The organism is Cryptosporangium minutisporangium (assembly GCF_039536245.1).
GTDB lineage: Bacteria > Actinomycetota > Actinomycetes > Mycobacteriales > Cryptosporangiaceae > Cryptosporangium > Cryptosporangium minutisporangium.
The window spans coordinates 143,102-168,478 of record NZ_BAAAYN010000017.1 but is presented as its reverse complement, the minus strand read 5'-3'; the positions used below and the strand labels follow the sequence as shown (position 1 = coordinate 168,478).

Sequence of the window (25,377 nt, the reverse complement as noted above, 5' to 3'; positions counted from 1 at the left end):
GCTGTGTTCAAAGTTCCCTTACATAGATCAAGGGCGGCCTTCGGCCGCCGCCCGAGCCCCGCGCGGCAGGGGCCCCGGTGGTGACGCCGTTCGTCGGATCGCGCGCGTGATGCTCGATTGTCACCACGCGCGCCGCTGCTCACGAGATCTGCACTTCTTCGCTGGTGTGACGAGGAATGAAAGTCGGCTGTCACGGGAGGAATCCGCGGTGGCCCGGACCCAAGCGGCCGAAGCGCGCCGCCGGATCGCTCGGGCGCGAGTCGTCGCGCTCATGGCGCCGCGGTGGTCCCCGGAGGCGGTCAGGGTTCGACTGCCTCGGCAGCTCTCCGAGGGCTGCTCGCGCACGCCATTTCTAGCTCCAGGTAACTAGGGTCGGGCGGGTAGCGCATCGTTTCGCCGGTTTCGGCGAAGCCGGCGCGTCGGTAGAAGGACTTCGCGCGTTCGTTGATCGCCAGGACGAACAGCCGGATGCGATCCGCGCGCAACTCGGTGCGCGCCCACTCGACGGCGGCGTCGGTGACCGCCGCTGCCGTGCGCCGCTCCGGGCCTCGGTAGGCAGGCGTGACGTAGACGCCGACGAGCATCGCCGAGGTGTGGTCGAGGATCTCCGGCTCGCGGAACACGCCGGCCGTGGCGACGAGTTGGCCGGCTGGGTCCGCGGCGACGAAGCGTGCTCCCTCTCGTCCGGTGGCGGTGGAGCGCGCCCGCTCCTGCCAGGCGCTGTCCGGGAGCGCGATCGCGTCGTCGTACTGCTCGACGAAGGCCAGCGGGGAGTCTTTCAGCGCTTCCAGTCGAAGACGACGGAGCTCCAGCCAATCGTCGGGACGAATTCGCCGCACCTGGTACGTCACGCCTCCATGGTCGCAAAGGGGATTCGGCCGGCACTCCGGCAGCATGGCCGCCGAGGAGACGCGGGATCAGCGTTCGGCAGGGACGGGGGCGGCAACCCGGGCCGGTGTGGCGACGGCGCGAGCGAGTAGGACGGTGACCGCGACCGCGCCGAGCGCGCCCAGCAGGCTCGGAACGCCGAGTTGCCCCTGGGCCACGTACTCGAACGCCGCGGTGGTCAGGACGCCGGACGTATATCCGAACGCGGCGAGCAGGTACGGCAGGCCTCGCTCGGCCGGGACGGCGGCTGCGGCCACCAGTGCGGCGCAGAGCAGCAGATCAGGGACCAGGAACAGGTTGTCGGTACGCCAGCTGTCGTGGAGGAACAGGAACGCGAACGTGGTTGCGCTCAGGAAGAGCGCAAGGAGACGAGCAGCCTGGACGACGGGCATCGAGCCACCTCCGGTAATTCGTGGTTGTCTACAGCGTAGACATGCGTGCTCCTGAATGTCTACGGCGTAGATTTGGCGCATGCCCCGGCAACGCACGCTGAGCCCGACGGTGATCACGGCGGCCGCCCTCCAGGTCGGCGATCGGGACGGACCGAAGGCGATGTCCATGCGGCGGATCGCCGCCGAGCTCGGCTGCGACCCGATGGCGCTCTACCGGCACTTCGGCGACCGCGAAGCGCTGCTCGACGCGGTCGCTGACCAGGCGCTCGCCGACGTCGTCGAGCCGGATGCGGACGCGCCGTGGGACGTGCGGCTCCGCGAGGTTCTTGACGGCATCCGCGCTGCGGCGCTGCGGCACCCGGGCATCGCCGCCCACATCGCGTCCCGCCCGCCGCTCGGCGCGAACGGACAGCGGCTCGGCGCCGCCGTGCTGACCGCCCTCGCCGACGCCGGTCTGCCCCCCGCCGACGTCGTCCGGGCCTCGCAAGCGCTGGTCGCCTACCTGGCCGCGGCGTTGGCGATGGCGGTCCGGGCCGGCGAGCGCGACCCCCGCTGGCACCAGGCGGCCCGGGCTGTCGATGCGCTGGATGCCGCAGGCGTCGACTTGCCGGTCGTCGGCTCGGCCGATCAGTTCGAATACGGCCTGCGGTTGCTGCTCGCTGGCATCAAAGCCGAGGCCGCGACGAAGAGCGGCGGCCACTCGGCGAATGGAGCCGGCGAACCCGGGTAGCGCCAGAGCATGCCTCTCAGCGCTCAGCCTCCGGGTCGGCGGGGCACCGTCGGCCACGCGTACAGTCCGCTCAACCTGCGGCTCGTCCTGGCCGCGTTCGGGTTCGTCGTCTCCGCGGTGCTCGCGGTCCTGCTGTTCGTCGCCGACCAGGCCGTACCCGCCTGGATCATGGTGGCGCTAGCGGTCGTGGCGCTGGTCGACCTGGTCGTCATCCAGTTGCGACGGCGGGCTCGGAACCGGGCCGGCTCCGATAGCGGCTCGTTGTTCGAGTAACTAGCAGGTCAGTTCGGCGAGGACCGCGGCGATGCTGTCGGTGCGCGCCAGCGTTCGGCGCTGGCGGTCGGCTCCGGTTCCGTCGCGGCGCAGCCGCTCCAACTGCGCGGTGACGACGTCCAGATCGCCGTGCCGTCGCAGCTCCGGGCCGATCGTGTCGACCAGTTCGTCCACCAGCGACCACGCCGGGCGGGCTCGTCCGTCGCGGGGATCCAGCAGCGTGCCGGTCAGCCCGGTGCGCGCGGCGTTCCAGTGGGCGGCGTGCAGCAGGTGATCCGGGACGCGCCCGGCGTCAGAAGAACTCCCGAGCGCGGTCGCGACGAGGCCGCGCACCAGACCGGCCACCAGCACCGTGTCGTCGACCGTGGGACACACGTCGGCGACCCGTACCTCCACCGTCGGGTACGTGGCCGACGGACGGACGTGCCAGAGCACCATCGTCTCGTCGAGCATCGCGCCGGAGGCGACGAGTGCCGCCACGGCCCGGTCGTAGTCGTCCACGGATTCCAGGTGCGGAATCGGCCCGAGACTCGGCCAGCGGTCGAGCTGCACCGACCGCCAGCTCGCGTACCCGGTGTCGGCGCCGAGGTACAGCGGCGAGTTCGCGGCCAGCGCCTGGACGACCGGCAACCACGGTCGGATCCGTCGGCACACGTCGATCGCCGCTGCCCGGGACGGCACGCCGACGTGCACGTGGCAGCCGCACACCGCCGGATCGTGCGCGATCGGGCCGTAGTGCCGGGCGATCGCGGCGAACCGCTCGTCGTCGGTGGCCTGCCGGTCGGTGTCGGCGACCGGGGTCGCGGCCACCGGCGCCACGCCCGCCCCGACGCTCGTCGCGGCAGAGGCCGCCGCCGACCGCAGCCGGTTCAGCTGCTCCCGCACGTCGGTCAGGTCGACGGCCGGGGCTGTCACCAGCTCGAGCATGCAGTGGCGGAACTCGAGCCGGGTCCGGTCCCGCAGGTCGTCCGGGAGCTTCGCCAGGAGTTGCTCGACCAGCGGCACGTTCTCGCCGGTGACCGGGTCGAGGAGGAGGAACTCCTCCTCGACGCCGACCGTGGCCCGGCCTGGTGCGGTGTTCACTCGGCGCGCACTGCGGTCAGCAGCACGACCGCGATCCGCTCGGCGTTCCCGTACGCGTCGCCGTCCAGCTCTTCGTCGTAGACGTCCGGGTCGACCTCGCGGTAGGTCCAGGTGAGGTCGGTACCAGCCAGTCGTTCCGCGGCGGCGGCGCGGAGCGAGTCACGCCCGTCGACGATGCCGACACCACTGAACAGAACCAGCGAACCACCGGGTTCCAGCCGCTCGGCGGCCACGTCGATGATGTCGAGCGAGAGCGCGTGCCCGCCGGGCCCGCCGCCGTCGCGGTACGCGCGCCCGGCCGGGTCGACCATGAACGGCGGGTTGGAGATGATCAAGTCGAAGGACCCGCTGACGTCGTGCAGCAGGTTGCTGCGGCACGGGTGGACGCCGTCCGTGCCGGCCAGCGCGACGTTGACCTCGGCGTACCGCAGCGCGTTCTCGTTGATGTCGACGGCCAGCACCTCGGCGTCCGGGGCTCGCTTGGCGACCGCGATGGCCCCGGCGCCGGTGCCGCAGCCGATGTCCACCGCACGGCGGATCGGTCGGCCCCGCCATGACTCGACGTGTGCCGCCGCGGCGTCGGCCATCCGATAGGTGTCCGGCCCGAAGAACACCGCGTCCGGTGCGCTGGTCGGAAACGCCGAGTGCACGAACAGCTCGTCGTCGTAGCTGGAGAACCGCACGAGGCTGCGCCAGGTGTCACCGTCGCGGTGCAGCACGCCGGCGGCGTCCATCGCCTCGACGATCGACGGCGGGAGCGTGTCCGGCCGGAACGGGCGGCTCCAGCCGAGAGCGCCGCGCAGGTCGTGCGCCCAGGCGTTGTCCGGACGCCGGTTGACCCGCTCGTGGGTGACCGGGGTGACGGTCGTGAACATGTAACCCAGGGCCTTGAGCGCCTGCCCGAGCTGAATCAGAGCCTCGTCGCGCCGGGTCTCGTCGGGAGCCCCGACCACCGCGCTGTGTGTCGTAGTCATGTCGGCGTCTCTGCCCAGAAACGGCGTTCCTATTCCGGTCGAAAGCGCCCAGCCGTCACAACGGTGCCGCGACCGTAGCGATCGCGGCACCGCTCGATCACGGTCAGCTCGCCAGCAGGGTGTCCAGCCGCTGGTAACCCTCGCGGACGCCTTCCTGCATGCCGTTGACCAGCCAGGCGTCCCGCTCCTCGAAGCTGTCGACCATCGCCGTGGACACCAGGCGGGTCCGGCCGTCGCCGAGGTCTTCGAACACGACCTTCTCCAGCGAGACGCCGTCGCCCGCCCCTTCGAACGTGAACGTCTGGATGATCAGCTCGAACGGGCGCACCTCGTGGAAGCTCCCGTGGAACCCGTACTGGGCATCGCCGTCCACGTGCAGGTAGCGGTACGAGCCGCCGGTTCGGCAGTCGAAGTGATCGATCACCATCTCGTTCTTCGCCGGGCCGAGCCACTGCACGAGCAGATCGGGATCGACGTGGGCGCGGAAGACCTTCTCCGGCGGAGCGTCGAACTCCCGGGTCATCCGGATCAGCGGGACGGTCGGGTCGGCGACGATCTCCGTCTCACGGGTGTGGGTGGGCATGGCTGCCTCCTTGGGGGTGATCGGGTCGGGGCGGTTCGTCGGGCAGGTCCCGCAGGACCTCGTCCAGGCGGCGGTACCGGGCCTCAGCCTGTCGCCGATATCGCTCGATCCACGCAGTCATCAGGTCGAACACCTCCGCTTCCAGGTGCACCGGGCGGCGTTGTGCCTCCCGGCTCCGGCTCACCAGTCCGGCGTCCTCCAGCACCTTGAGGTGCTTGGAGACCGCCTGAACGCTCACCTCGTACGGCGCCGCGAGTTCGTTGACGGTCGCGTCGCCGACGGCGAGCCGGGCCACGATGTCGCGTCGGGTCGGGTCGGCGAGCGCCGAGAAGACGCGGGAGAGCGGATCGGCCGCCACGGACGCTCCTTCTTGTTCAACCAGCTGGTTGAACAAGAAGGAGCGTCCGTGGTGTTGTCAACCGATAGGTTGAAGAAGCTGCTCGGAGGGTTAGCCCGGGGGAGGCGGCGGGGGGTGTTCCGCGCCGTTGGCGTGGGCGACGACGGCCGGTGACTGCGCGGCATCCCAGCCGCCGAGGGAGTCCAGCAACTGCCCAGCGGCGCGCTCGGCGGCTTCCTTCGACTCGCTGGTCAGCGTGGGCCGGGCGCCACGGATCTCGATCTGCTGGGCGACGAGCGCGACGATGTCGCCTGCGGTCAGCCCCAAATCGGGAGTCTCCTGGGCCGGGGCGTCCGGCGGTCGGTTCATGCCGGTGCTCGCAGATCGTCCGGTATCTCGCCGCGCTCGGCCGCGGCCAGCACCTCGTGTGCCCACCGCGCACGCGTGCAGGGCCACGCCGGGGGCGAGGTCCAGTGGCCGGCGTTGCCGCAGACCGCCTCGCCTCGGTAAGGCTTGATCGGCTGGTGTAACTCGAGCAACCGATAGGCGGTCGCGACGTCTTCGGACGTCAATGGTCGGTGCCAGACGAGACCCACGGTTCCGCTCCCTGGGATCAGGCCCTGCCCGGACAAGGCGATTCCGCTCGCCCCTACCCGAAGCAATCGGCTCCACACCGAAAGTGGGATGCCAACTTTCAGCAATTCCCGTCGTAAGCCGCCCGGGCGGCGTCCACCTCCCCGATGTGGGCCTCTGCCCAGCCGACCACCACGAGCATGGCTTCGCGCAACCCGCGGCCGAGCGGTGTCAGGCGGTACTCGACCTGAGAGGGCGCTCCGCCGGTCGTCGTCCGGGCCACCAACCCGTCGCGCTCGAGGCCGCGCAGCGTCTGGGTGAGCATCTTCCGGCTCACGCCCGCCAGCGTCCGGCTCAGCTCGCCGGACCGGCAGGGCCCCTCGCCCAGCTCCTTGAGCACCAGGCTGACCCACTTGTCGCCGAGGCGGTCGAGCACCCGATGGCCGGGGCAGGCGCCGACGGCGGTCAGATAGGCCTCGGGCGTCATGGGTTCCTCCCGGTGGGTACTTCGAAGTGCCTACTCCCGCGAGCGTTCGATTCGAAAATAGCGTCGGCGTATGACACGAATCGCCATCCTCGGCACCGGGGCCGTCGCCCGGACGCTCGCCGGACCGCTCGTGGCCGCCGGCCACCCAGTGGTCTTCGGCTCCCGCCGGCCCGCGGGCACGGTACCGGTCGCGGGTACGACCGTTCGCGCCGCGGTGGACGCCGTCGCGCAGGCGGACGTCGTGGTGAACGGCCTCCCCGGCGACGTCGCGGTGGAGGTGCTCGCCGGGCTCCCGGTGCCCGCCGGTGCCGTGCTCGTCGACGTCGCCAACGCCGTGCACACCGGCCCGGACGGGTTCGCCGCCGGCCTGCGTTACCCCGGCAGCAGCCTCGCCGAAGAGCTGCAGGCCGCGCTCCCGACCGCGCGGATCGTCAAGACGCTCAACACGATGCACGTCTCGCTCATGGCGCACCCGGGCGCGCCGGTGACCGCCTTCCTCTCCGGGGACGACGTGGACGCCAAAGCAGTGACGCGGTCCCTGCTCGGTGACCTGGGCTGGGTGGCCGACCAGGTGCTCGACCTCGGCGGGCTGCCGACGGCGCGCTGGGTGGAGGGGTTCGTGCTCGCGGTTCGCCCGACGGTCCGGACGCTCGGGCCGGTGCCGTTCGGGCTGGCGATCGCCTGCTGAGACCGGCCCGCCACGGGTCTGTCAGCGCTCTATCAGCGTCCTAACAGGTCGAATCCGCACACTGATCTGCAAGCGGCCGGCCGGCGAAGGAGCGCCATGTGATGAGCACTGTTTCGACCTGCATCGTACGGTCGGCGGACGGTACGCCGATCGACGTGCTCAGTACCGGACGAGGTCCCGGCCTCGTCGTCGTCCCCGACAACAACCGCAGGGCGCACCACTACGACGGACTGGCCCGCGAGCTCTCCGGAGACTTCACGGTGCACGTCGTCGATCGGCGCGGGCACGGGCGTAGCGGCCCGCAGGGACCGCACTACAGCATCGAGGCGGAGGCCGCGGACGTGTTCGCGGTGCTGCGGGAGACGGGGTCCGATCTCTTGTTCGGGCACGGTCACGGGGGGCTGGTCGCGCTCCACCTGGCGCTGTGGCGACCGGTCGACGCGCTGGTCGTCTACGAGCCGACGGTGAGCATCGGCGGATCGTTCGACGCGAGTTGGTTGCCGGAGTTCCGGCGCCACCTCGCGCTCGGGCGGCACAGCGCGGCGATGGCGACGTTCCTCAAGGGGACCCGGATGGTGCCGCTCGGCGACGCGCCGATGTTCGTCTATCGAGGACTCGCCCACCTGCTGCTGCACGGCGCGGACGGGGAGGCGGCCAGGTCGATGATGTCGGCGACACCGGCCGAGGTCGCCGAGATCGCTCGGCTGGACTCCGACGGACGCCGGTACGCGAGCGTCCGGTCACCGACCCTGCTGCTGGGCGGTGGGCGTACGGCGGACTACCTGACCACCGCCCTCCGAAGGCTGCACCAGCTGATGCCTGACGCCGATTGCCGCATCCGTCCGGAGCTCGACCACAACGCACCCGACCTCAACGCATCAGCCACGGTCGCCGCGGACATCGCCTCGTTCGTCGCCAGGCGGGTGTCTCACCAGTCCGTCTGACTCACCGGTACGCCCACCGAGAGCGCGTAGGCCTGCGCCTCGGCCCGCCCGGCATCATCGCCGCGGCGGTACCGGAACACCCGGCGGGCGAACACGACGAACGTCTCGTCGTCGGTGGTGAAGTCGACGTACCAGCCGAACGAACCGAGGGAGCCGGCGAGCACGTCCGCCAGCCGCTCGGCGTCCTCGTCGGCGACGTCGAAGAACAGGAGCGTCCACTCGGGGGGCGCCCCAGCAGCCGTCTGCTCCGGTGAGACGTTCGTCGGCCGGACGCGTTCGAGCCGGTCCACGCGGAGCGAGAGATCCTCGACGACCGTGCCGACTTCGAGGCTTTCCGCGATCAGCGTTCCTCGGGCCATCGGATTACCGTAACGAATCCCGCCGATACCGGCAGCGCGAACATCGGTGCTGGCGAAACGTCTAAATAGGCATCAAAGGTTCTTTTGGCATGTTGGCGACGGGACACTAAGCTGCCGCAGGAGAGGTGATGGAGGTTCAGGGATGCGGCAGCTCGTCGTGCTGGTCGCCGGGCTGTTACTGATGACCGGCTGTACGGCGTTGCGCGCGGTGCCGTCCACCGAGACGCACATCGTGTCGTTCGAACTCGAGACCGTCCGTCCCTCGACCTACGCGGACATGAAGGCCAGCTATTCGCTGAAGCCGCTCGCGGACAAGAGGAGCATTCACTTCGGCTCGTCCTGGGACCGCGAACTGACGTTCCACTACCCGGACGTGACCGATCTCTACTTGTTCGGCGAGGTCCGGATCGCCGAGGAGCCGGTGCTCCCGCCGCCGGCGACCGCTGTCGAGCTGCGGTGCCGGATCAAGGTCGACGGCGTCCTGGTGGCGCAGAACGTCGGCCACACCGTGTGGTGCGCGCACACGATGACCGCAGGTCGGCAGCAGCGCGCAACGTCGACCTCGTAGTCCGGTGTGAGCTACGTCGCGGTTCGGTATCACGGCACCCGGTGACCTCTCTTATTCGTTGTGCGACCGGTTGAGGGTGCAGGTCTGAGGGTTAGGGGATCCGGCGTGTCGAAGAACTTCTTATCGGACGAACTGCTCCGCTCGTCCCGACTCGTCGACACGGCCACCGCGAGCGGCCGATCGGTGGGCAGCAGGTCGCTGTTCACCGCGCTGGCGGTGACCGGCGTCGCCGCATCGCTCGCCTGGGCCGCCAGGGACATCCCCTCCGCGCTGGGCGGCCGCCCCGCCGGTGCCCGGCTGGATCGGATGCGTCAGTCGCCGCGGTACCGCGACGGCGCGTTCCAGAACGAGGATCCGGCGTCGGTGGCCCCGACCGGGGTACCCGGGGGCCGCAACATGGTCAGCGAGCTCCTCTTCGGCCGTCAGCGCCGACGGCCGAGCAAGCCCGTTCCGGTCGTCACCCCATCGTTCGCCGAGCTGGCGGCCCCCGCTGCGGCCGGTCTGCGCACCACCTGGCTCGGTCACGCCACCGTCCTCCTGGAGATCGAAGGCCGCCGGGTGCTGTTCGACCCGGTCTGGAGCGAGCGTTGCTCGCCGTCGTCGCTGGCCGGCCCGCGACGGCTGCACCCGGTGCCGCTCGAACTCGGTGAGCTTCCGAAGATCGACGCGGTCGTCATCTCCCACGACCACTACGACCACCTCGACGAGGCCAGCATCCGGACGCTCGCCCGGCTGCAGGAGGCATCGTTCCTGGTGCCGCTCGGGGTCGGCGCCCACCTCGAGCGCTGGGGCGTTCCGTCGTCCCGGATCGTCGAACTGGACTGGGACGAGACCGCGACCATCGCCGGCCTGGGTTTCACCGCGACCGCGGCTCGCCACTTCTCCGGGCGGCTCCGTTCCGACAACGCGACGCTCTGGGCCTCGTGGGTGGTCGCGGGCGCCGACCGCAAGGTGTTCTACACCGGGGACTCCGGTTACTTCGAGGGTTACACCACGATCGGCGCGGCGCACGGGCCGTTCGACTTGGCGCTGATCCAGATCGGTGCCTACGCACCGTATTGGCCCGATATTCACATGACACCCGAGGAAGGTGTCGCCGCGCACGTCGCGGTGAACGGTGGTCTGCTCGTTCCGGTGCACTGGGGGACGTTCAACCTGGCGCTGCACGATTGGTCCGAGCCGGTCGAGCGGCTGCTCGCCGAGGCGGCCCAGTGCGGCGTCCGGGTCGCGGTCCCACGCCCCGGTGAGGTCGTCGACGTGGACGCTCCGCGGATGCCGGACGGTTGGTGGCGACCGATCGCCTGACCTCGGATTTCCGTGCTGTAACGGCCGCGCCCGGCCGTGCACCGCCGCCCGCGCCTCCCCTCCCCGCGCGGGCCGGTGCGCGTTCGCGCCGACGCCATTCCGACGTCCCTCCGGGCGCCTGGTCTGATGTCGTTCCCGACGCCGCCCCCTATTCGGGGGGCGGCGTCGACGCGTTTCCGGGCGAAGCGCCGCAAGTCCCATTCACCTCGGCCACAGGGGCAGGGTGACTGCTGACCGGATGGATGAACCGGTGGGGCAGCGCGATGCGCGTTCACTACTTAGCGTAATTAGTTGAATCCGGACGGATCTCCGAGGATGCAGTGCGGTGTCCTCGTCAATCTGGGGAGGGGCAGAACCGTGCCGAAAGGGTTACACCGGGTCCAGAAACGGCGGCGTCTGCGTCGGGGGGCGCACCGGATGCCGAGCGCGCTACGGGCGGGGGCCACCGGGCAGCGCGTGGTCGTCATCGCGGGGTTGGTCGTACTGGCGATGCTCGGCGTCGGTCTGCCGCTCGCTGCGGCGGCGCCCCGGACCGCCACCGGCAGCACCACCGACGGCGGGGCCGCCGACTGCGTCGCGGCCGCGGTCAGCGCGCATCTCGTCCGGATCATCTGCGGGATCACGGATCTGAACCGGGACGGGGACTCGGTTTACGTGGGTTGGCGGACGACCAGCGGCGGCGTGCGCTCGATCTACCACCGGCAAGGCGCCGGCCGCACGAGCTCGGTCACCGGATACGCGCCGACGGCGGATGCGTCACCGCCGCACCGCGTGCTCTGGAAGGTCTGCCGTGACCGGCAGGCGCCGTGGCGGGACATCTGCTCGGAGTGGCGTACTGCCTGGGCGACACCCGCGCCGTGAATCCGGGGGTGGCCGGTGCGGACACCGGCCACCCGCGGGGGGAGCATGGTCGCCTAAGTTCGTTCGGTGCGCTGCACCGGCCGGCCCGGACGCCACAGCTCGACGATCATCAGGTTGCGCTCGTGGTCGACCGAGATCAGTACCGCTTCCCGGATGTCGATCTGGAAGAGATGGGACGGCTCCGGTGGGTGCTGATCGTCGCCGAACGCGCTCAGCTCCGCTTCGGCGACGACCTCCACCGCGACGCCGCTGATCTTGGCGTCACCGCCCTCCATCGAGCCGTCGCCGGGGTTGGCGTGGATCGCCATCCGGCCGTCACGCCGCAGGTCCAGAGCCTTTCGCGCCTGCCACATCGACCCGAAGATCAGGTCCGGGCCGCGGAATTCGACCTCGGTGCCGCTCACCCGCGGAGACCCGTCGGCCCGGAGGGTCGCCAACACGTGGTGCTTCGTCGCCGTGAACCGTGCCTTGATCGCTGCCGCGAGGTCTGGTGCCTCTGCGGAGAACTGTTCCCACTTCGCCATGTGCGACAGTCTGCAGCGAAACCCTGACAGGAAACGGCAACGTTTCTAGTGCCGAGTGAGCACGATCTCCACGGCGCCCGGCTCGGCGGCCAGGTAACACGAACCGCCGACCGGGAACGTATAGAGCGGGTTGGTGTGGCCCACGTCGACGTTCGCCAGCACCGGCACGCCGGCCAACTGCGGTGCGCTGGTGACGATGTGCCGCAGCAGCTCCTGGTCGACGCCGCTCTTCCGCTGGAAGCGGCCCACCACGAGCCCTCGGACCCCGATGCCGGTCTGCAGGAGCGACGTGAGGTTGCGGGCGAAGTCGTGCGCGTGCGACTCGAAATCGTCCTCGATCACCAGCACCGCGCCGTCCAGATCCGGCCAGTACGGGGTGCCCTGCAGCAGGTTGAGCGTGCAGAGGTTGCCACCCACCAGCGGGCCGTTCGCGGTGCCCGGCTGCAGCACCCACCAGCCCTCGTTCCGCGCCGGTGCGTCCCGTCCCTCCGCGGTGTCCTGCAGTCGGTACCACTCGTCGTCGGTCCAGGCCGACGCCGGAACCCAGCTGACCGGAGCGTCCTCGAAGACGCAGCGGCGGAACGCCTCGATCGTCGCCTCGTTGTGCTCCTGCATCGCGAACGTCGAGAAGTGCGGGCCGGAGTACGTGACCAGGCCGGCGCGGGCGAGCAGAGCACCCTGCAGCGCGGTGATGTCGGAGAACCCGCAGAACACCTTCGGGTTGGCTCGGATCAGGTCGTAGTCGAGGTGGGGGAGCAGCTGGTTGGCGTGGAACCCGCCGAGCACCGTGAGGATGCCGGCCACGGTCGGGTCGGCGAACGCGTCGTGCAGGTCGGCGACGCGTCCGGCGATCGGTCCGGTGCCCAGCGGCCCCGACTCGTCCACGTGCGCGCCGAACGTGACGTCGAACCCGAACTCCGCCGTGAGCCGGGCGACCGCGCCCGTACGGGTGGCGTCCGACACCAGGCTGAGCGACATCGACGGCGCGACCACCCGGATCCGGTCGCCGGCCTTCAACCGCGGCGGCAGCGTCGTCACCGAACTACCCCGAGCCCGTCCAGGACCTGAGCGGTGGGCAGCGCGGCCAGCGTCGAACCGGCGACCCGCAACTTCGACTCGCGCAGGCCGCTGCCGATCACCACGCCGGTACTGGCCGCGACGGCTCCGTCGACCAGCACCGGCCAGTCGGCAGGCAGGCCCAGCGGGGTGACTCCGCCGTAGGCCATCGCGGTGGCGGTCACCACCTCGTCCAGCGGGGCGAACGACACCTTGCGGACGTCGAGGTGGCGCCGGACGAGCCCGTTGATGTCCGCGCGGGTCGTGGCCAGGACCAGGCAGGCGGCGTACTTCAGGACGCCGCCCCGCTTGCCGGCCACGACGACGCAGTTCGCCGATTCGTCCAGCGGCTCGCCGTACCGCGCGCAGAACGCCTCGGTGTCCGCGTCGGCCGGGTCGATCGCCGCTACCTGAACTTCGCGGCCTTCCTTGGTCAGTCGCTCCACGACGCTCGTCACCGGAGCGGCGAGCAACTCGGGGTGGTCAGCGGCGGATAGCCAGTTGAGCGTCTCGGACATGAGTTCTAGCCAACCACAGGGGGCGCGACCGCCGCGCGCACCTCATCGAGCGTGCGCATGATCGACAGCGTCTCGTCGAGCGTCATCAGCGACGACTCGGTCAGCCCGGCGCGCACGCAGCGCGCCACCTCTTCGGCCTGGAACGTGTAGCCGAGGCCGGGCAGCTCGAACGTCTCGGTCACCGGCTCGGCGTCGGACCGCACCAACGTCAGCGCCTCCGCCCGGAAGAACGGTGTGGGCAGCTCCATTCGTCCGGCGGTGCCCACGATCGTGGCGCGGATCGGCGACGAACCACGCAGCGAGCAGTGCAGCACCGCCACCGCGCCGGAGTCGTAGCCGAGCACGATGCCGGTGTTGGCGTCGACGCCGGTCGGCGCCAGCCCGGCGGTCGCCAGCACGGTCGACGGTGCGCCCAGCACCATCGAGGCCAGGGAGATCGGGTAGACACCGAGGTCGAGCAGAGCGCCGCCGCCCAGCTCCGGGGAGAACAGGCGGCCGGCCGGGTCGTACGGCGCCGGGAACCCGAAGTCGGCGTGGATCGACACCACCTCACCGATCGCGCCGTCGGCGAGCAGTTCCCGCATCCGGGCGACCGCCGGGTTGAATCGGGTCCACATCGCTTCCATGCAGAACACGCCGGCCGCGCGGGCGGCGTCGACCACCTCGGCCGCGGAAACGGCGTCCAGCGTGAACGGCTTCTCCACCAGGACGCCGCGCCCGGCCGCGATGCAGGTGAGGGCCGCCGCCGCGTGGCCGGAGTGCGGTGTCGCGACGTAGACGACGTCCACCTCGGCGTCCTCGGCGAGGGCCTGGTAGGACGCGTGTGCCCGCGGGATGCCGTGCGCGTCGGCGAACGCCTGCGCGGTCTCGGCGGCCCGCGAACCCACCGCGACGACCTCGTGGCCGTCCAGCGTCAGCAGGTCGTGCGTGAACGAGCGGGCGATCGACCCGGTACCCAGAATTCCCCAGCGCAGCGGCTTCTCCACCGGCCCAGGTTAGTGGGGCGCGCGCAGCCAGCTCCCGCCGACCATCACGCCGTCGACCTCCAGACGCGGACCCAGCACCAGCAGGTCGGCCGCCAGCCCCGGCACCAGCGCGCCCACCCGGCCGCCGAGCCCGATCGCGCGCGCCGGGGTGGCGCTCAGCGCAGTGACGACGTCCAGCAGCGGCACCCCGGCGTCCACCGCCCGGCGCAGGGCGGCGTCCTGGGTCAGCGTGCTGCCGGCGAGCGTCCCGGTGTCTTTGAACAGTGCCACCCCGCCGCGCACCTCGACCTCCCGCGTGCCCAGCGTGTACCGCCCGTCGCCGGCACCGGCCGCGGCCATCGCGTTGGTGACCAGCGCGACCCGATCGGAGCCGCAGAGTCGGAACACCATCGCGAGCAACGCGTCATGGAGGTGGATGCCGTCGGCGATCAGCTGCACGACGACGTCCGGGTGCTCCAGCAGCGCGGCGACGGCGCCGGGTTCGCGCTGCTGCGGGCCGGGCTGCGCGTGGAACAGGTGGGTCGCGAGCGTGGCGCCGGCCTCGATGGCGGAGAGCGTCCGCTCGTACCCGGCGCCGGTGTGCCCGATCGACACTGCCACGTCCTGGTCGACGGCCCGCTTGACCAGTTCCAACGCGCCGGGCAGCTCGGGAGCGACGGTGAGGACGCGCAGATGACCTCGGCACGCGTCGAGCAGCCGGGACAGCACGTCCGGGTCCGGCACGAGCATCGCGGCCGGATCCTGTTCACCGGCGTGCGCGGGGGAGAGGAACGGGCCCTCGGCGTGGATGCCGGCGAGCGCTCCGGAATCGACCCGATCGGCCAGGATTCCTGCGGCGCGCAGCATCTCGTCCAGCGGTGCGGTGGCGAGGCTGGCCAGTGCGGTGGTGGTGCCGTGTGCGCGGTGCAGCGAGCTGATCGCCCCGATCGTTTCCGGCCCGGCGTCGTCGTAACACTCGCCGCCCCCACCGTGGACGTGTAGGTCCACGAAACCCGGGACGACCCAGCATCCACCGAGGTCGACGACGTCTGGATCACGGGGCCGGGACCGCTCGGGCCCACCGACCGCGGTGATCCGACCGTCGGCGACGGCCACCCAGCCACCCTGGACGACACCGACCGGAAGCACCAGTGTGGCGTCGGATAGCACGGTCATGCCGCTCCTCCGCCGGGGTCAGATCATGACCCTGGGATGACGCAGATCATGACCGTTGGTCATCGTACCTTCGGCCAATTGTGTCCGGCCGCCTGATCCCCGCTGACGCCAGACTGTTCACACCGCCCCGTCCGGAGCCGATCGGATGGCTAGAGTGGGGTCGCTGCCGCGCCACAAGGGTCATCCGGTCATCGCCCTCGCTAGCCACTTCCCATCGTTCGGCGCCGAGTCATGGTGCCGGGCGGACCAAGAGTTCGCGAGGCGACGCGCCGGAGGAGGGACGAGGAGTCAATGGACCACAGCCACGTCCCGGCGCCCCTCGACGAAGTCGCCGAGCACGCTGACGACGTCGCCGAGTACGCCGGGCCGGAGCATGGTGACGATCAGGACGGGGCGGTCGGCCCCGAGCGGGCAACGCCGCCGGACGCCGACCTGACCGTCGCGAAGGAGCAGGAAGGGTCCGGATTGAGCGATCGCGAACGCGCGATCCTGGAGTTCGAACGCCAGTGGTGGCAGTACGCCGGCGCCAAGGAGCAGGCGATCCGCGAGCAGTTCTCGATGTCGGCCACCCGGTACTACCAGTTGTTGAACGCGCTGGTCGATCGCCACGAGGCGCTGGTGCACGACCCGATGCTGGTGAAGCGGCTCCGTCGAGTCCGCGCGGCTCGCCAGCGTCAGCGCTCCGCCCGCCGTCTCGGCGTCCGCCTCTGACGCACCCGCGGGTCAGCCACGTCAGTCACAGGGGAGGCTGACCCGCAGGCGGGTGCCGGCGCCGACGGAACTCTCGACGACGGACCACCCGTGCAGCGCGCGGATGCGCTCGGCGATCCCGGCAAGGCCACCGCCGGGCACCACCCGCGCGCCGCCGGGCCCGTCGTCGGCGACCGTGCCGTGCAGCCAGCCGTCGGCCTCGACGACCTCGATCCGCACCCGCGCGTCGGGTGCGTACTTGGCCACGTTGGTCAGTCCCTCGCAGAGCGCGAAGTACGCGGTTGCCTCGACCGCCGAGGACTGCCTCCCGGTGTGCACCGCGAGGTCCACCGTGAGCCCGAGCCGCTCGGCCACCGCGTCCAGCGCGGCACCCAGCCCGTCGGTCCGCAGCACCGGCGGGTGCAGCCCGCGCGCCAGTGCCCGCAGGTCGTCGATGGTCTCCCGGACCTCGTCGCGGCAGGAGACGGCGACCGTCCGCACCGCCTCCGGCAGCCCGCCCCCTCCGGCCGCGAGCCGGTCGAGCCGGGCGGAGAGCGCGACCAGTTGCCGCTGCGCCCCCTCCCGGAGGTCGTTCTCCAGCCGCTGCCGCTCGGCGGTCTCCCGCTCCTCGACCCGGGCCTGGGCGGCCAGCACCTGCTTGAGGTGGGCGGTGGCCACGGCCTGCAGCTGGGCGGTGAGCAGTGCCTGGCTGCCGGCGCGCAGCACGGCGTCCACCATGGCCGGACGGAGCCGGAGCGCCTCGTCGAGCGCGACCAGCGCGAGCGGCAGCCGCTCGTCGGTACGGGCCTCCACCCACCAGCGACCGGTGGTCGTGGGGCGGTCGATCGGGCGGCTCACCAGCCGACCGGCGCGATCGACGTAACTCTGCTCCGCCGGCGCCCAGAACAGCAGCTCCAGCGTGGGGTCGCGGAGCGCGGAGGCCAGCGCGTCCCGCACGGTCGCCACCGACGTGGTCATGGACGTCATCCGGACGACCCGGTTCGGTGCCTCGACCTCACGCCAGCGTTCGCGGAGCGCGCCGGAGAGGACCGCGAGCGGTATCGCGATCGCGATCGTGTCGAACAGGACGTAGAACGACAGCAGCGCGTCCAGGTTCGTCCAGGCGTCGTTCTGGACGGTGAGGACCGCTGCGGCACCCCCGGTGACGCCGGTGGCCAGCAGCACCGGCAGGACGCCCGGTCGCTCCAGCCCGGACAGCAGGCGGGCCCGGCGGACCAGCAGCACGAGGTACCAGACCACCAGCACCAGCTGCCCGCCGATGACGACGAGGATCGTCGTGTCGAAGATCCACCGCTCGGACGCGACGTTCGGCCAGACCACGTCCGGATCCAGGCCGTTCCACTCCGGACGCGAGACGGCCTGCACCGCCAGCTGCCCGACGATCAGCACCACGATCCCGTACACCACCCAGGCCCGCTCCGGGCGTCCGGTCGGCCGTCTGCTCGGGTACAGCAGCACGGCGCAGCCGGCCAGGACGTACAACGCGCCCTGGCCGTAGAACGAGATCATCGGCCAGATCCCGGTGTTCCACGACGCGAGCCAGGCCAGCGAGCCGCAGACCGAGCCGAGCAGGAGCAGCACGCCGGTCCGACGACGGCTGTCGTCGCTGCCCACGAGCAGGCCGCCGGCGGCACCGAACCCCGCGCAGCCGGCGCAGATCAGCGCGGCGGCGAGCACGTGTTCCCGCCAGTACGGAGCGCCGCAGACCAGCACCAGTACGGCGGCTACCAGCCCGGCCAGCACCGCCCGGCCGGTCTGACCGGGAACCGGCAGGACCGCGCGCGGCACCACTGCGCCTCCGGGACGAATTCCTCGGACCTCTGTTGGGGCGGATGGTACGGACGCTCCGGAGATTCCGCTGACCCCCAATGGGGGTCAGCGGATCCCGGTGCTCCGCGTCAGCGGCTCTCCCGGTGCTCCGCGTACGCCGCGAGGTGCGCGACCTGCACCGGGTCGAGCGACGGGCGGACCCGGCCGCGGGCGGTACGCAGGTGGGCGGCGGTCACCTCGGCGGTGTCCATCGACTCACGCATCGCGGCGAGCGCCGCCTCGCGAACCAGCGCCGCGCAGTCCGCTGACGAGAAACGGTCGAGCTCGACGGCCACTTCGTCCAGGTCGATGTCGGCGGTGAGCGGCACCTTCCGGGCGGCGGCGCGGAGGATGTCCGCGCGCGCCTCCGCGTCCGGCGGCGGCACGAACACCAGACGCTCCAACCGGCCGGGCCGCAGCAGCGCCGGGTCGACCATGTCCGGGCGGTTCGTCGCGCCCACCACGACGACGTTACGCAGCCCCTCGACGCCGTCCAGCTCGGTGAGAAGCGCGGCCACCACGCGGTCGGTCGTGCCGCCGTCGGTGGCCTGACCGCGGACCGGCGCCAGCGCGTCCACCTCGTCGAGGAAGATCAGCGTCGGCGCGGCCTCCCGAGCCCGGCGGAACAGCTCCCGCACCGACCGCTCGCTCTCGCCGACCCACTTCGTCAGCAGCTCCGCGCCCTTCACCGCGAGCACGTTCGCCTGCCCGGTGCCGGCCAGCGCCCGCACCAGGAACGTCTTGCCGCAGCCGGGTGGCCCGTAGAGCAGCACGCCGCGCGGCGGGTCGACGCCCAGCCGGGTGAACGTGTCCGGGTAGCGCAGCGGCCACAGCACCGACTCGGTCAGCGCCTCCTTGACCTCCTTCATGTCGCCGACGTCGTCCAACGACAGCGACGCGACCTCGAGCGTCGACTCAGCCATCGACGTGGGGCGTACCGACTGGATGGCGGCCTCCAAGTCGGTCTTCGCGATCTGCGGCGTGTCGTCGTTCCGCTGCCGGATCGCCGCCCGCACGCCGGCCTCGCGCACCAGCGTGCCCAGGTCGGCGGCGACGAACCCGGGCGTCCGCGCGGCGATGTCGTCCAGCGAGACGTCGTCGGCGACCGGGAGCGCGCGGGTGAACAGCGACAGCAGCTCCCGCCGCTCGGCGGCGTCCGGCATCGGTACCCGCAGCTCGTGGTCGAGCACGCCGGGGCGGCGCAGACCGGCGTCGACGTCCTCCGGCCTACTCGTCGTGCAGACCACCGCGGTCCGTCCGGCGCCCGCCAGACCGGCGATCAGCTGGGTGAGCACGGTGGCCAGCGGCCCGGGATCGGTCCGCGGCGCCAGCGCCTCGACGTCGTTGAGCAGCAGCACGGTCGGCTGCTCGGACGTCGCCCGAGCGGTGGCGCGACGGAGCACGTCCGCGGCGGCGTCGGGGGACACCGCAGCCAGTCCCGGGCACCAGATCCGTAGCACGGCCGCGCCGGTGGCCTGCGCGACCGACCGGACGAGCGTCGACTTCCCGGCGCCGGGCGGCCCGGTGACCAAGACCCCGAGCTGCACGGTGGTGCCCAGCCGGTCGAGAACCTCCCGGTGGTGGAACGCGAGGTCGAACAGCTCGGTCAGGTGGCCGGCCTGGCTGCGCAGGCCGATCAGCTCCTCCGGCGGCCGGGGCTCGTCGTCGACCGCGGCTCCGGGTTCGCCGAACAGGCGCTGCAGTTCGTCGGTTCCCGTGCTCGGTCGGACGCTCGACGCGCCGGTAGCGCCCCCCGCGGCTCCGGAGACGCCCCCGGCTCCGGTCGCTCCGGGGAGGCCGCTCGCGCGCAGACCGGGGGTCCCGAGCCCGCTGTTCGCGCTGCCCGAGCCCCGCGGACCCGCAGCCGACCAGGCCGGGCTCGCCGTCCGCCCGGCTCCCCACACCCCGCCGCCGGAACCCTCCGACCAGGTGACCACGGTGTCCGGTGTGACCAGCGCGGCCGTCTCCGGCTCGGCGGACACCACAGTGAGCAGCGCGGCCGTCCAGCCGCTGCCGACCGTGTTGGACAGGCTCCGCCGGGCGGTCTCCACCAGCGGGCGGTGCGGATGGGTCGGGTCGAGGTCCTGCGGCAGCAACGACACTTCGTCCCCGCTGGTGACCACCTTGCTCAGCAGCGCCAGCCGGAGCATCTCCGGCGAGACCGCAGCAACCACGGTGGCGTCCCCGGCCAGGGTGATCGTGCGGGCGGCCTGGACCGGTGCGGGGCTGACGTCGACCGGCGCCCCGTCCCGGACCCGGAGGTTGCCCATCGTCAGGTCGTCGGCGAGCAGCAACCCACGCGCCGAGCCCGGTTCACTCGCGGCCGCGATCCCGGCGGAAGTGCGCTCGGCGCTCCGCAGCAGCACCGGGTCGCCGGGGCGCAGGTCGAGCGCTGCCAGTACCTCCGGATGGAGCCGCACCACACCGCGCCGGGCGTCGAGCACGGCCGAACGCAAGCTAGCGGTAAGGGTTAGCGAGGGTGGCTCAGTGGTCACGTCAGCAAGTCTGCGGTCTCCCGCAAGCTTTTGACGTTTCCAACCGGAGCTGACAGGCGCCTGAGAGGTCAGCCGACTCTCAGGAACGCCCACCTAGGGTGGGGACGTGAGCCAAGACCAGCCCTCCCGGGCGGACGGTGCCGCGGACGAAACCCCAGCGAGCGGGACCTCAGCGAGCGAGGGCCCGGCGGACGGGCACCCGGCGGACGGGCACCCGGCCCGCGGCATGCCTGGGCCGGCGCGCACCGGCTGGCGTGCGGTGGTCACTACTCGACGAATCGTCACCACGGTGGCCGTGATCGCCGCCATCGCCGCGTTGGTGGTGTGGATCCGCTGGCCGGAGGGCGAGCCGGTGCGCGCAGACGCGGCGATGGTCACCGTGCAGTCCGGTCCGGGTCGCAACGAACCGATCGAGCTCGACACGACGATCTACGTCCCGGAGAGCGCGACGGCGAAGGACCCCGCACCGGCGATCCTGCTGGCCCACGGCTTCGGCGGCAGCAAGGCGAGCGTCGCCGCCGACGCACGCCGCCTGGCCGGGCAGGGCTACGTCGTGATGACGTGGAGCGCCCGCGGGTTCGGCCGCTCCGGCGGCACGATCTCGCTCGACGACCCGGACTACGAGGTCAACGACGCCCGCGCGCTGATCGACCGGCTCGCCGACCGCGACGACGTCCGGCGCGACGCCGACGGCGACCCGCGCGTGGCCGCGGTCGGAGGCTCCTACGGTGGTGCGCTGAGCCTGCTGCTCGCCGGTTACGACCAGCGAGTCGACACGATCGTCCCGCAGATCACCTGGAACGACCTGTCGACCGCGTTCTTCCCGGAATCCACCGGGGCAGGGCCCGCCGACGGCGTGTTCAAGCGCTCCTGGGCGGGGCTGTTCTTCGGCAGCGCGAGCGCCGGGGGTGCCACCAGCGTCGCCGACCTCGCCGCGCTGCTGGGAGCCCGGCCGGACGAGAACGGCGAGATCGACCCGAGCACCGTCGACCCGTCGAAGGCCGAGGAACTGGTCCAGTGCGGGCGGTTCGCCCCCGACCTCTGCCGGCTCTACCTCGAAGCTGCGACGTCCGGCCGGGCCACCCCGGCGATCGTCGAACGACTTCGCCGGTCGAGCCCGGCGAGCGTGCTCAACCGGATCAACGCTCCGACGCTGCTGATCCAGGGCCAGGCCGACACGTTGTTCCCGCTCTCCGAGGCCGACGCCAACGCGCGCGGCATCGCGGCTAACGGGACACCGGTCAGCGTCGCCTGGTACGCGGGCGGACACGACGCGACCGCCTCGACGCGGGAGGCCGATCGTGTCGACGAGATGACGCTGGCCTGGCTGCGGCACTACCTGGACGAGACCGGCCCCGCACCGTCCGACGACTTCAGCTACACGACCGCCGGTGCGATCAGCGTCCGGGACACCCGGCCGACCACCCGGATCTACACGCTGGACGACTACCGGCCTGGGTCAGATGGCGACGGGTACCGCGTTCGGCTGAACGGCATCAGCCCGCAGCCGGTCGCGAACCCACCGGCCGGAACGCCAGCCGGGGTCTCCTCGCTCCCCGGCGCGGGCGCCCTGACCAGCCGACTCGCCAGCGCAGGCATCGACGTGCCCGGCCAGTTCGCCGCGTACAGCGGGGTGGAGTTGCCCCGCTCGGTGGACGTCGCGGGCGCTCCCACGGTCCGGCTCCGTGCCGCCTCGCCGACCGGCGAAGCCGTGCTCTTCCTGAAGCTCTACGACGTCGACGCGGACGGCCGGGCCACGTTGCCGGGCGGTTCGGTCGCACCGATCAGACTGACCGGCCTGCCGCGCAGCGTCGATGCGATCGGCACCGCGCCGCTGGTGACGGTCTCGCTGCCGACCATCGGGCACCGGTTCGAGGCCGGGCACAGCATCCGGCTCGTCGTCGCCACCGCCGACCAGGCGTACGCCGGGCCGCCCGCGCCCGTCGTCTACCAAGTTTCCGTGCAGGCCAACAGCCTGCAGCTGCCCCAGGTCAGTCCGGTGCCGGTCGCGGACGCGACCGGGGCCTGGCTGTGGGCGCTGGCGGGTCTGCTCGCCGCCGTCGTCCTCGGGGTGACCACCGCGGTGCTGGTCGTCCGGTTGCGTCGCCGACGGCAAGAAGTCGCCGTCGACTCGGACGCCGCCGGGCTGCCGCTGGTCGTCCGCGGGCTGCGGAAGGCCTACGGCGACGGATACCTCGCGGTCCGCGACCTGTCGTTCACGGTCGAGCCCGGCCAGGTCGTCGGTCTGCTCGGCCCCAACGGCGCAGGCAAGACGACGGCCCTGCGCATGCTGATGGGCCTGATCCGGCCGACCGGCGGCGAGATCCTGGTGTTCGGTCACCGGATCAGGCCGGGCGCGCCCGTGCTCTCCCGGATCGGAGCGTTCGTCGAGGGCCCTGGTCTGCTGCCGCACCTCTCCGGCCTCGCCAACCTGCACCGGTACTGGCAGGCCACCGGACGTCCGGCCGAGGCCGCCCATCTGGAGGAGGCGCTGGAGATCGCCGGACTCGGCGCCGCCGTGCACCGGCAGGTGAAGACGTACAGCCAGGGCATGCGGCAGCGGCTGGCGATCGCGCAGGCGATGCTCGGCCTGCCCGAGTTGCTGGTCCTGGACGAGCCGACGAACGGACTCGACCCGCCGCAGATCGCCGAGATGCGGGCGGTGCTCTCCCGGTACGCCACCAACGGGCGGGCCGTGCTGGTCTCCTCGCACCTGCTGGCCGAGGTCGAGCAGGTCTGCAGTCACGTCGTCGTGATGAGCAAGGGCACCGGCGTCGCCGCCGGAACGGTCGCGGAGATCGTCGGCGAGGGCCGGTCGGTCCTGGTCGAAGTCTCCGACGGCGATCGGGACGCCGCGCTCGCCGCGTTGACGTCGATGCCGGGGATAGCGTTGGTCCACCCGAACGGGCGCGGGCTCGTCGTCGAGCTGGCCGGTGCCGAGCGCAGCGACGTCGTCCGGGAACTGGTCGGCGCCGGGGTCGGCGTGGAGCGCCTGGTCGCCAGGCGTCGTCTCGAAGACGTGTTCCTGGAGCTCGTGGGGGAGGGCCGATGACCGAGCCGCAGACTCGCAGCACGGCCGACGTCGCGCCGGACGCCTCCGGGGCCGCCGGTGGGCCGGCGGCGTACCGGCCGGGGCGGACGCTCAGTTTCGGCGCCGAGGTGCTGCGCCAGCTGACCAGGCGCCGCACGCAGATCGCGCTGGGCTTCCTGGTCGTGCTGCCGCTGATCCTGGTGGCCGCGTTCAAGATCGGTGTCCCCGACGATCCCGACTCGGCGGAGGAAGGCAGCAGCCTGGCCGACGTGGCGACGGCAGGCGGCGCGAACTTCACGCTCTTCGCGGTCTACGTGGCGTCCAGCTTCCTGCTGCTGGTGGTCGTCGCGCTGTTCTGCGGGGACACGGTGGCCAGCGAGGCGAGTTGGGGAACGCTGCGCTACCTGCTGGCCTCGCCGGTGCCGCGCGGGCGGCTGCTGCGCCAGAAGCTGACGGTCGGCCTCGCCTACAGCGCGTTCGCGCTCCTGCTGCTGCCGACCGTCGCGATGATCGCCGGGACGATCGCGTTCGGCTGGGAACCGCTGCGCACGCAGCTGGGCGTCGACATCCCGGCGTGGGAAGCGCTCGGCCGGATCGTGCTCGCGGTCGGATACATCGCGATCACTCTGCTGCCGGTCGCCGGGCTCGCGTTTTACCTGTCGGTGCGGACCGACGCGCCGCTGGGCGCGGTCGGGGGTGCGGTGATGCTGTGGATCATCTCGAATATCCTCGAGGCGGTCACCGCGCTCGGCGATCTTCGCGGACTGCTACCTACCCGCTACGGAACGGCATGGTTGGCGTTGCTCTCCTCGCCGATCGACGCGGAAGACATGGTGAAGGGTGCGGTATCGGCCGTGGTGTACACGACGGTCTTTCTCGCGCTCGCGTGGTGGCGTTTCTTGCGTAAAGACATCGTGAGTTGAGCGGACCGGCCAGGAATTTCCCCGGCTGGCCGCAGCGACCGGCGCCGGTATCCGGTATTCGTCGGTCCGGGCTCGGCAGGGGCGATCATCCGGTAGTCGCATCCCTGACGAGTGCGTCCCTTTCTGGGGCGCGGGCTGCGATTATGACGGCGCGTCAGCAAGCTCCTCGATTGCTGTTCGCGGTGTCGCACCCGGCACGGCAGTAGCCCATCTCAGCAACGTTAAGGATCGCGTGATGTTCAAGAAACTCTCGGCGATGTTCGGCGGCGGGGCCTCCGTCGATACCGTGCTCGCCTCCCCGCACACCCGGCCGGGCGATGTGCTCCGCGGCGAGGTGCGGATCAGCGGTGGCAACGTCGAGATGGTCGTCGACCGGGTCGAGCTGGAACTGGTCGCCAAGGTCGAGGTCGAGGGCGAGACCGTCGGCGGGGACGACTACGAGCACAACACGATGATGGCGTTCCAGCGGCTGCACCTGGGGCACCGTTTCAGCCTGCAGCCCGGCGCGCACCACGCGGTGCCGTTCGAGCTCGCGGTGCCGTGGGAGACGCCGGTGACGAGCGTCAACGGCTACCCGCTGCACGGCATGCAGCTGGGCGTCCGCACCGAGCTGGAGCTGGCCGGTGCGCTGGACAAGGGCGACATGGACCCGATCCAGGTGAACCCGCTGCCGGCCCAGGCCCGGCTGCTCGACGCGTTCAGCCGGCTCGGCTTCCAGTTCAAGGGTGCCGACCTGGAGCGCGGGACGCTGTACGGCTCGCGGCTGCCGTTCTTCCAGGAGATCGAGTTCTACCCGGCGCACCAGTACGCCGGCGCGATCAACGAGCTCGAGGTCACGTTCATCTCCGGTCCGCAGTCCATGGACGTGCTGCTGGAGCTGGACAAGCGCGGCGGGTTCCTCAGCTCGGGGAGCGACGCGTACAACCGCTTCACGGTGCAGTACGCGGGTGCCGAGCAGCTCAACTGGGAGCAGTGGCTCCACGAGCACCTGCAGATCCTCACCCAACGCCGCGGCCTTTTCAGCTGAGCGGTCCGTAGTAAGTACAACTGCAAAGCAACTGCTGATGCGGACGTCGCTGCGCGCGGCGTCCGCTTCGCTGTGTGATCACTGTCTGCACAGTGAG

At 71.5% G+C, this 25,377-nt stretch carries 28 protein-coding genes; 11 read left to right on the top strand and 17 right to left on the bottom strand.

The window, feature by feature from the left end; translation table 11 throughout:
- Positions 1-299 precede the first annotated feature (299 nt).
- Positions 300-851, bottom strand: coding sequence for a GNAT family N-acetyltransferase (locus ABEB28_RS12575; RefSeq protein WP_345728223.1), 552 nt, complete (start codon positions 849-851; stop codon positions 300-302).
- 66 nt (positions 852-917) lie between these two features.
- Entirely contained in the window at positions 918-1,280 is a 363-nt protein-coding gene (locus ABEB28_RS12570) for a hypothetical protein (protein ID WP_345728222.1), read from the bottom strand.
- A gap of 79 nt (positions 1,281-1,359) precedes the next feature.
- Between ABEB28_RS12570 and ABEB28_RS12565 the strand changes: the two genes are divergently transcribed.
- Both ABEB28_RS12565 and ABEB28_RS12560 read left to right on the top strand, forming a co-directional pair.
- Positions 1,360-2,010, top strand: a complete 651-nt coding sequence (locus ABEB28_RS12565; protein ID WP_345728221.1) for a TetR/AcrR family transcriptional regulator — start codon at positions 1,360-1,362, stop codon at positions 2,008-2,010.
- 9 nt (positions 2,011-2,019) lie between these two features.
- Positions 2,020-2,283: a DUF6343 family protein gene (locus tag ABEB28_RS12560; RefSeq protein WP_345728220.1), complete on the top strand. Its 264-nt coding sequence runs from the start codon at positions 2,020-2,022 to the stop codon at positions 2,281-2,283.
- Here ABEB28_RS12560 and ABEB28_RS12555 read toward each other — a convergent pair whose 3' ends face one another.
- From ABEB28_RS12555 to ABEB28_RS12525, 7 genes are all read right to left on the bottom strand, one after another.
- A complete protein-coding gene (locus tag ABEB28_RS12555; protein WP_345728219.1) occupies positions 2,284-3,366 on the bottom strand; it encodes a carboxylate-amine ligase in 1,083 nt (360 codons plus the stop codon).
- The gene (locus ABEB28_RS12550; RefSeq protein WP_345728218.1) at positions 3,363-4,340 is read right to left on the bottom strand and encodes a methyltransferase; all 978 of its coding nucleotides are present in this window, start codon (positions 4,338-4,340) and stop codon (positions 3,363-3,365) included. Before ABEB28_RS12550 ends, ABEB28_RS12555 begins: the two co-directional genes overlap by 4 nt.
- A gap of 103 nt (positions 4,341-4,443) precedes the next feature.
- Positions 4,444-4,923: an SRPBCC family protein gene (locus tag ABEB28_RS12545; protein WP_345728217.1), complete on the bottom strand. Its 480-nt coding sequence runs from the start codon at positions 4,921-4,923 to the stop codon at positions 4,444-4,446.
- Positions 4,904-5,281 (bottom strand): ArsR/SmtB family transcription factor, encoded by a 378-nt coding sequence (locus ABEB28_RS12540; RefSeq protein ID WP_345728216.1) that lies wholly within the window; start codon positions 5,279-5,281, stop codon positions 4,904-4,906. The genes ABEB28_RS12545 and ABEB28_RS12540 overlap by 20 nt, the downstream gene beginning before the upstream one ends.
- A gap of 90 nt (positions 5,282-5,371) precedes the next feature.
- Positions 5,372-5,629, bottom strand: a complete 258-nt coding sequence (locus ABEB28_RS12535; protein ID WP_345728215.1) for a hypothetical protein — start codon at positions 5,627-5,629, stop codon at positions 5,372-5,374.
- Entirely contained in the window at positions 5,626-5,856 is a 231-nt protein-coding gene (locus ABEB28_RS12530) for a hypothetical protein (RefSeq protein WP_345728214.1), read from the bottom strand. Before ABEB28_RS12530 ends, ABEB28_RS12535 begins: the two co-directional genes overlap by 4 nt.
- Before the next feature lie 98 nt (positions 5,857-5,954).
- On the bottom strand, positions 5,955-6,320 hold the full coding sequence (locus ABEB28_RS12525; protein ID WP_345728213.1) for a winged helix-turn-helix transcriptional regulator: 366 nt from the start codon (positions 6,318-6,320) through the stop codon (positions 5,955-5,957).
- A gap of 70 nt (positions 6,321-6,390) precedes the next feature.
- On the opposite strand from ABEB28_RS12525, the gene ABEB28_RS12520 reads away from it, so the two are divergent.
- Together ABEB28_RS12520 and ABEB28_RS12515 are read left to right on the top strand one after the other, a co-directional pair.
- The gene (locus ABEB28_RS12520) at positions 6,391-7,008 is read left to right on the top strand and encodes an NADPH-dependent F420 reductase (RefSeq protein ID WP_345728212.1); all 618 of its coding nucleotides are present in this window, start codon (positions 6,391-6,393) and stop codon (positions 7,006-7,008) included.
- A 101-nt stretch (positions 7,009-7,109) separates the two neighbouring features.
- Positions 7,110-7,952 (top strand): alpha/beta fold hydrolase, encoded by an 843-nt coding sequence (locus ABEB28_RS12515; protein ID WP_345728211.1) that lies wholly within the window; start codon positions 7,110-7,112, stop codon positions 7,950-7,952.
- Here ABEB28_RS12515 and ABEB28_RS12510 read toward each other — a convergent pair.
- Complete coding sequence (locus ABEB28_RS12510; RefSeq protein WP_345728210.1) at positions 7,937-8,311, bottom strand: hypothetical protein; 375 nt, start codon at positions 8,309-8,311, stop codon at positions 7,937-7,939. The two genes, ABEB28_RS12515 and ABEB28_RS12510, sit on opposite strands and share 16 nt — an antisense overlap.
- A 142-nt stretch (positions 8,312-8,453) precedes the next feature.
- Between ABEB28_RS12510 and ABEB28_RS12505 the strand changes: the two genes are divergently transcribed.
- From ABEB28_RS12505 to ABEB28_RS12495, 3 genes are all read left to right on the top strand, one after another.
- Complete coding sequence (locus ABEB28_RS12505) at positions 8,454-8,879, top strand: hypothetical protein (RefSeq protein ID WP_345728209.1); 426 nt, start codon at positions 8,454-8,456, stop codon at positions 8,877-8,879.
- 183 nt (positions 8,880-9,062) lie between these two features.
- A complete protein-coding gene (locus ABEB28_RS12500; protein WP_345728629.1) occupies positions 9,063-10,184 on the top strand; it encodes an MBL fold metallo-hydrolase in 1,122 nt (373 codons plus the stop codon).
- A gap of 417 nt (positions 10,185-10,601) precedes the next feature.
- Positions 10,602-11,045: a hypothetical protein gene (locus ABEB28_RS12495; protein WP_345728208.1), complete on the top strand. Its 444-nt coding sequence runs from the start codon at positions 10,602-10,604 to the stop codon at positions 11,043-11,045.
- A 53-nt stretch (positions 11,046-11,098) separates the two neighbouring features.
- On the opposite strand, the gene ABEB28_RS12490 is transcribed toward ABEB28_RS12495, so the two are convergent.
- Genes ABEB28_RS12490 through nagA form a run of 5 tightly spaced genes read right to left on the bottom strand, consistent with a single transcriptional unit; the run spans position 11,099 to position 15,284 of the window.
- On the bottom strand, positions 11,099-11,569 hold the full coding sequence (locus ABEB28_RS12490) for a pyridoxamine 5'-phosphate oxidase family protein (protein WP_345728207.1): 471 nt from the start codon (positions 11,567-11,569) through the stop codon (positions 11,099-11,101).
- A 45-nt stretch (positions 11,570-11,614) separates the two neighbouring features.
- Positions 11,615-12,607, bottom strand: a complete 993-nt coding sequence (locus tag ABEB28_RS12485; RefSeq protein WP_345728206.1) for a S66 family peptidase — start codon at positions 12,605-12,607, stop codon at positions 11,615-11,617.
- Positions 12,604-13,143, bottom strand: coding sequence for a YbaK/EbsC family protein (locus ABEB28_RS12480; RefSeq protein WP_345728205.1), 540 nt, complete (start codon positions 13,141-13,143; stop codon positions 12,604-12,606). The genes ABEB28_RS12485 and ABEB28_RS12480 overlap by 4 nt, the downstream gene beginning before the upstream one ends.
- A 5-nt stretch (positions 13,144-13,148) precedes the next feature.
- Complete coding sequence (locus ABEB28_RS12475; RefSeq protein WP_345728204.1) at positions 13,149-14,129, bottom strand: Gfo/Idh/MocA family protein; 981 nt, start codon at positions 14,127-14,129, stop codon at positions 13,149-13,151.
- 9 nt (positions 14,130-14,138) lie between these two features.
- Positions 14,139-15,284, bottom strand: coding sequence for an N-acetylglucosamine-6-phosphate deacetylase (gene nagA, locus ABEB28_RS12470; protein WP_345728203.1), 1,146 nt, complete (start codon positions 15,282-15,284; stop codon positions 14,139-14,141).
- 291 nt (positions 15,285-15,575) lie between these two features.
- Between nagA and ABEB28_RS12465 the strand changes: the two genes are divergently transcribed.
- Entirely contained in the window at positions 15,576-15,995 is a 420-nt protein-coding gene (locus ABEB28_RS12465) for a DUF3263 domain-containing protein (RefSeq protein ID WP_376980300.1), read from the top strand.
- A gap of 21 nt (positions 15,996-16,016) precedes the next feature.
- On the opposite strand, the gene ABEB28_RS12460 is transcribed toward ABEB28_RS12465, so the two are convergent.
- Both ABEB28_RS12460 and ABEB28_RS12455 read right to left on the bottom strand, forming a co-directional pair.
- Positions 16,017-17,783: a sensor histidine kinase gene (locus ABEB28_RS12460; protein ID WP_345728202.1), complete on the bottom strand. Its 1,767-nt coding sequence runs from the start codon at positions 17,781-17,783 to the stop codon at positions 16,017-16,019.
- Between the two features lie 110 nt (positions 17,784-17,893).
- Positions 17,894-20,248, bottom strand: coding sequence for an AAA family ATPase (locus tag ABEB28_RS12455; RefSeq protein ID WP_376980298.1), 2,355 nt, complete (start codon positions 20,246-20,248; stop codon positions 17,894-17,896).
- A gap of 277 nt (positions 20,249-20,525) precedes the next feature.
- On the opposite strand from ABEB28_RS12455, the gene ABEB28_RS12450 reads away from it, so the two are divergent.
- From ABEB28_RS12450 to ABEB28_RS12440, 3 genes are all read left to right on the top strand, one after another.
- On the top strand, positions 20,526-23,351 hold the full coding sequence (locus tag ABEB28_RS12450; RefSeq protein WP_345728627.1) for a CocE/NonD family hydrolase: 2,826 nt from the start codon (positions 20,526-20,528) through the stop codon (positions 23,349-23,351).
- Positions 23,348-24,253, top strand: coding sequence for an ABC transporter permease (locus tag ABEB28_RS12445; RefSeq protein ID WP_345728200.1), 906 nt, complete (start codon positions 23,348-23,350; stop codon positions 24,251-24,253). Before ABEB28_RS12450 ends, ABEB28_RS12445 begins: the two co-directional genes overlap by 4 nt.
- A gap of 235 nt (positions 24,254-24,488) precedes the next feature.
- Positions 24,489-25,280, top strand: coding sequence for a sporulation protein (locus tag ABEB28_RS12440; RefSeq protein WP_345728199.1), 792 nt, complete (start codon positions 24,489-24,491; stop codon positions 25,278-25,280).
- Positions 25,281-25,377: the final 97 nt, after the last annotated feature.

Bases quoted from the DNA above. Each gene is read 5' to 3' on its own strand.
- ABEB28_RS12570 (WP_345728222.1), bottom strand. From the start codon at position 1,280: ATGCCCGTCGTCCAGGCTGCTCGTCTCCTTGCGCTCTTCCTGAGCGCA.
- ABEB28_RS12450 (WP_345728627.1), top strand. From the start codon at position 20,526: ATGCCTGGGCCGGCGCGCACCGGCTGGCGTGCGGTGGTCACTACTCGA.
- ABEB28_RS12505 (WP_345728209.1), top strand. From the start codon at position 8,454: ATGCGGCAGCTCGTCGTGCTGGTCGCCGGGCTGTTACTGATGACCGGC.
- ABEB28_RS12440 (WP_345728199.1), top strand. From the start codon at position 24,489: ATGTTCAAGAAACTCTCGGCGATGTTCGGCGGCGGGGCCTCCGTCGAT.
- ABEB28_RS12445 (WP_345728200.1), top strand. From the start codon at position 23,348: ATGACCGAGCCGCAGACTCGCAGCACGGCCGACGTCGCGCCGGACGCC.
- ABEB28_RS12520 (WP_345728212.1), top strand. From the start codon at position 6,391: ATGACACGAATCGCCATCCTCGGCACCGGGGCCGTCGCCCGGACGCTC.
- ABEB28_RS12510 (WP_345728210.1), bottom strand. From the start codon at position 8,311: ATGGCCCGAGGAACGCTGATCGCGGAAAGCCTCGAAGTCGGCACGGTC.
- ABEB28_RS12565 (WP_345728221.1), top strand. From the start codon at position 1,360: ATGCCCCGGCAACGCACGCTGAGCCCGACGGTGATCACGGCGGCCGCC.
- ABEB28_RS12515 (WP_345728211.1), top strand. From the start codon at position 7,110: ATGAGCACTGTTTCGACCTGCATCGTACGGTCGGCGGACGGTACGCCG.
- ABEB28_RS12465 (WP_376980300.1), top strand. From the start codon at position 15,576: ATGGACCACAGCCACGTCCCGGCGCCCCTCGACGAAGTCGCCGAGCAC.
- ABEB28_RS12550 (WP_345728218.1), bottom strand. From the start codon at position 4,340: ATGACTACGACACACAGCGCGGTGGTCGGGGCTCCCGACGAGACCCGG.
- ABEB28_RS12495 (WP_345728208.1), top strand. From the start codon at position 10,602: ATGCCGAGCGCGCTACGGGCGGGGGCCACCGGGCAGCGCGTGGTCGTC.
- ABEB28_RS12535 (WP_345728215.1), bottom strand. From the start codon at position 5,629: ATGAACCGACCGCCGGACGCCCCGGCCCAGGAGACTCCCGATTTGGGG.
- ABEB28_RS12490 (WP_345728207.1), bottom strand. From the start codon at position 11,569: ATGGCGAAGTGGGAACAGTTCTCCGCAGAGGCACCAGACCTCGCGGCA.
- nagA (WP_345728203.1), bottom strand. From the start codon at position 15,284: ATGACCGTGCTATCCGACGCCACACTGGTGCTTCCGGTCGGTGTCGTC.
- ABEB28_RS12545 (WP_345728217.1), bottom strand. From the start codon at position 4,923: ATGCCCACCCACACCCGTGAGACGGAGATCGTCGCCGACCCGACCGTC.
- ABEB28_RS12480 (WP_345728205.1), bottom strand. From the start codon at position 13,143: ATGTCCGAGACGCTCAACTGGCTATCCGCCGCTGACCACCCCGAGTTG.
- ABEB28_RS12560 (WP_345728220.1), top strand. From the start codon at position 2,020: ATGCCTCTCAGCGCTCAGCCTCCGGGTCGGCGGGGCACCGTCGGCCAC.
- ABEB28_RS12525 (WP_345728213.1), bottom strand. From the start codon at position 6,320: ATGACGCCCGAGGCCTATCTGACCGCCGTCGGCGCCTGCCCCGGCCAT.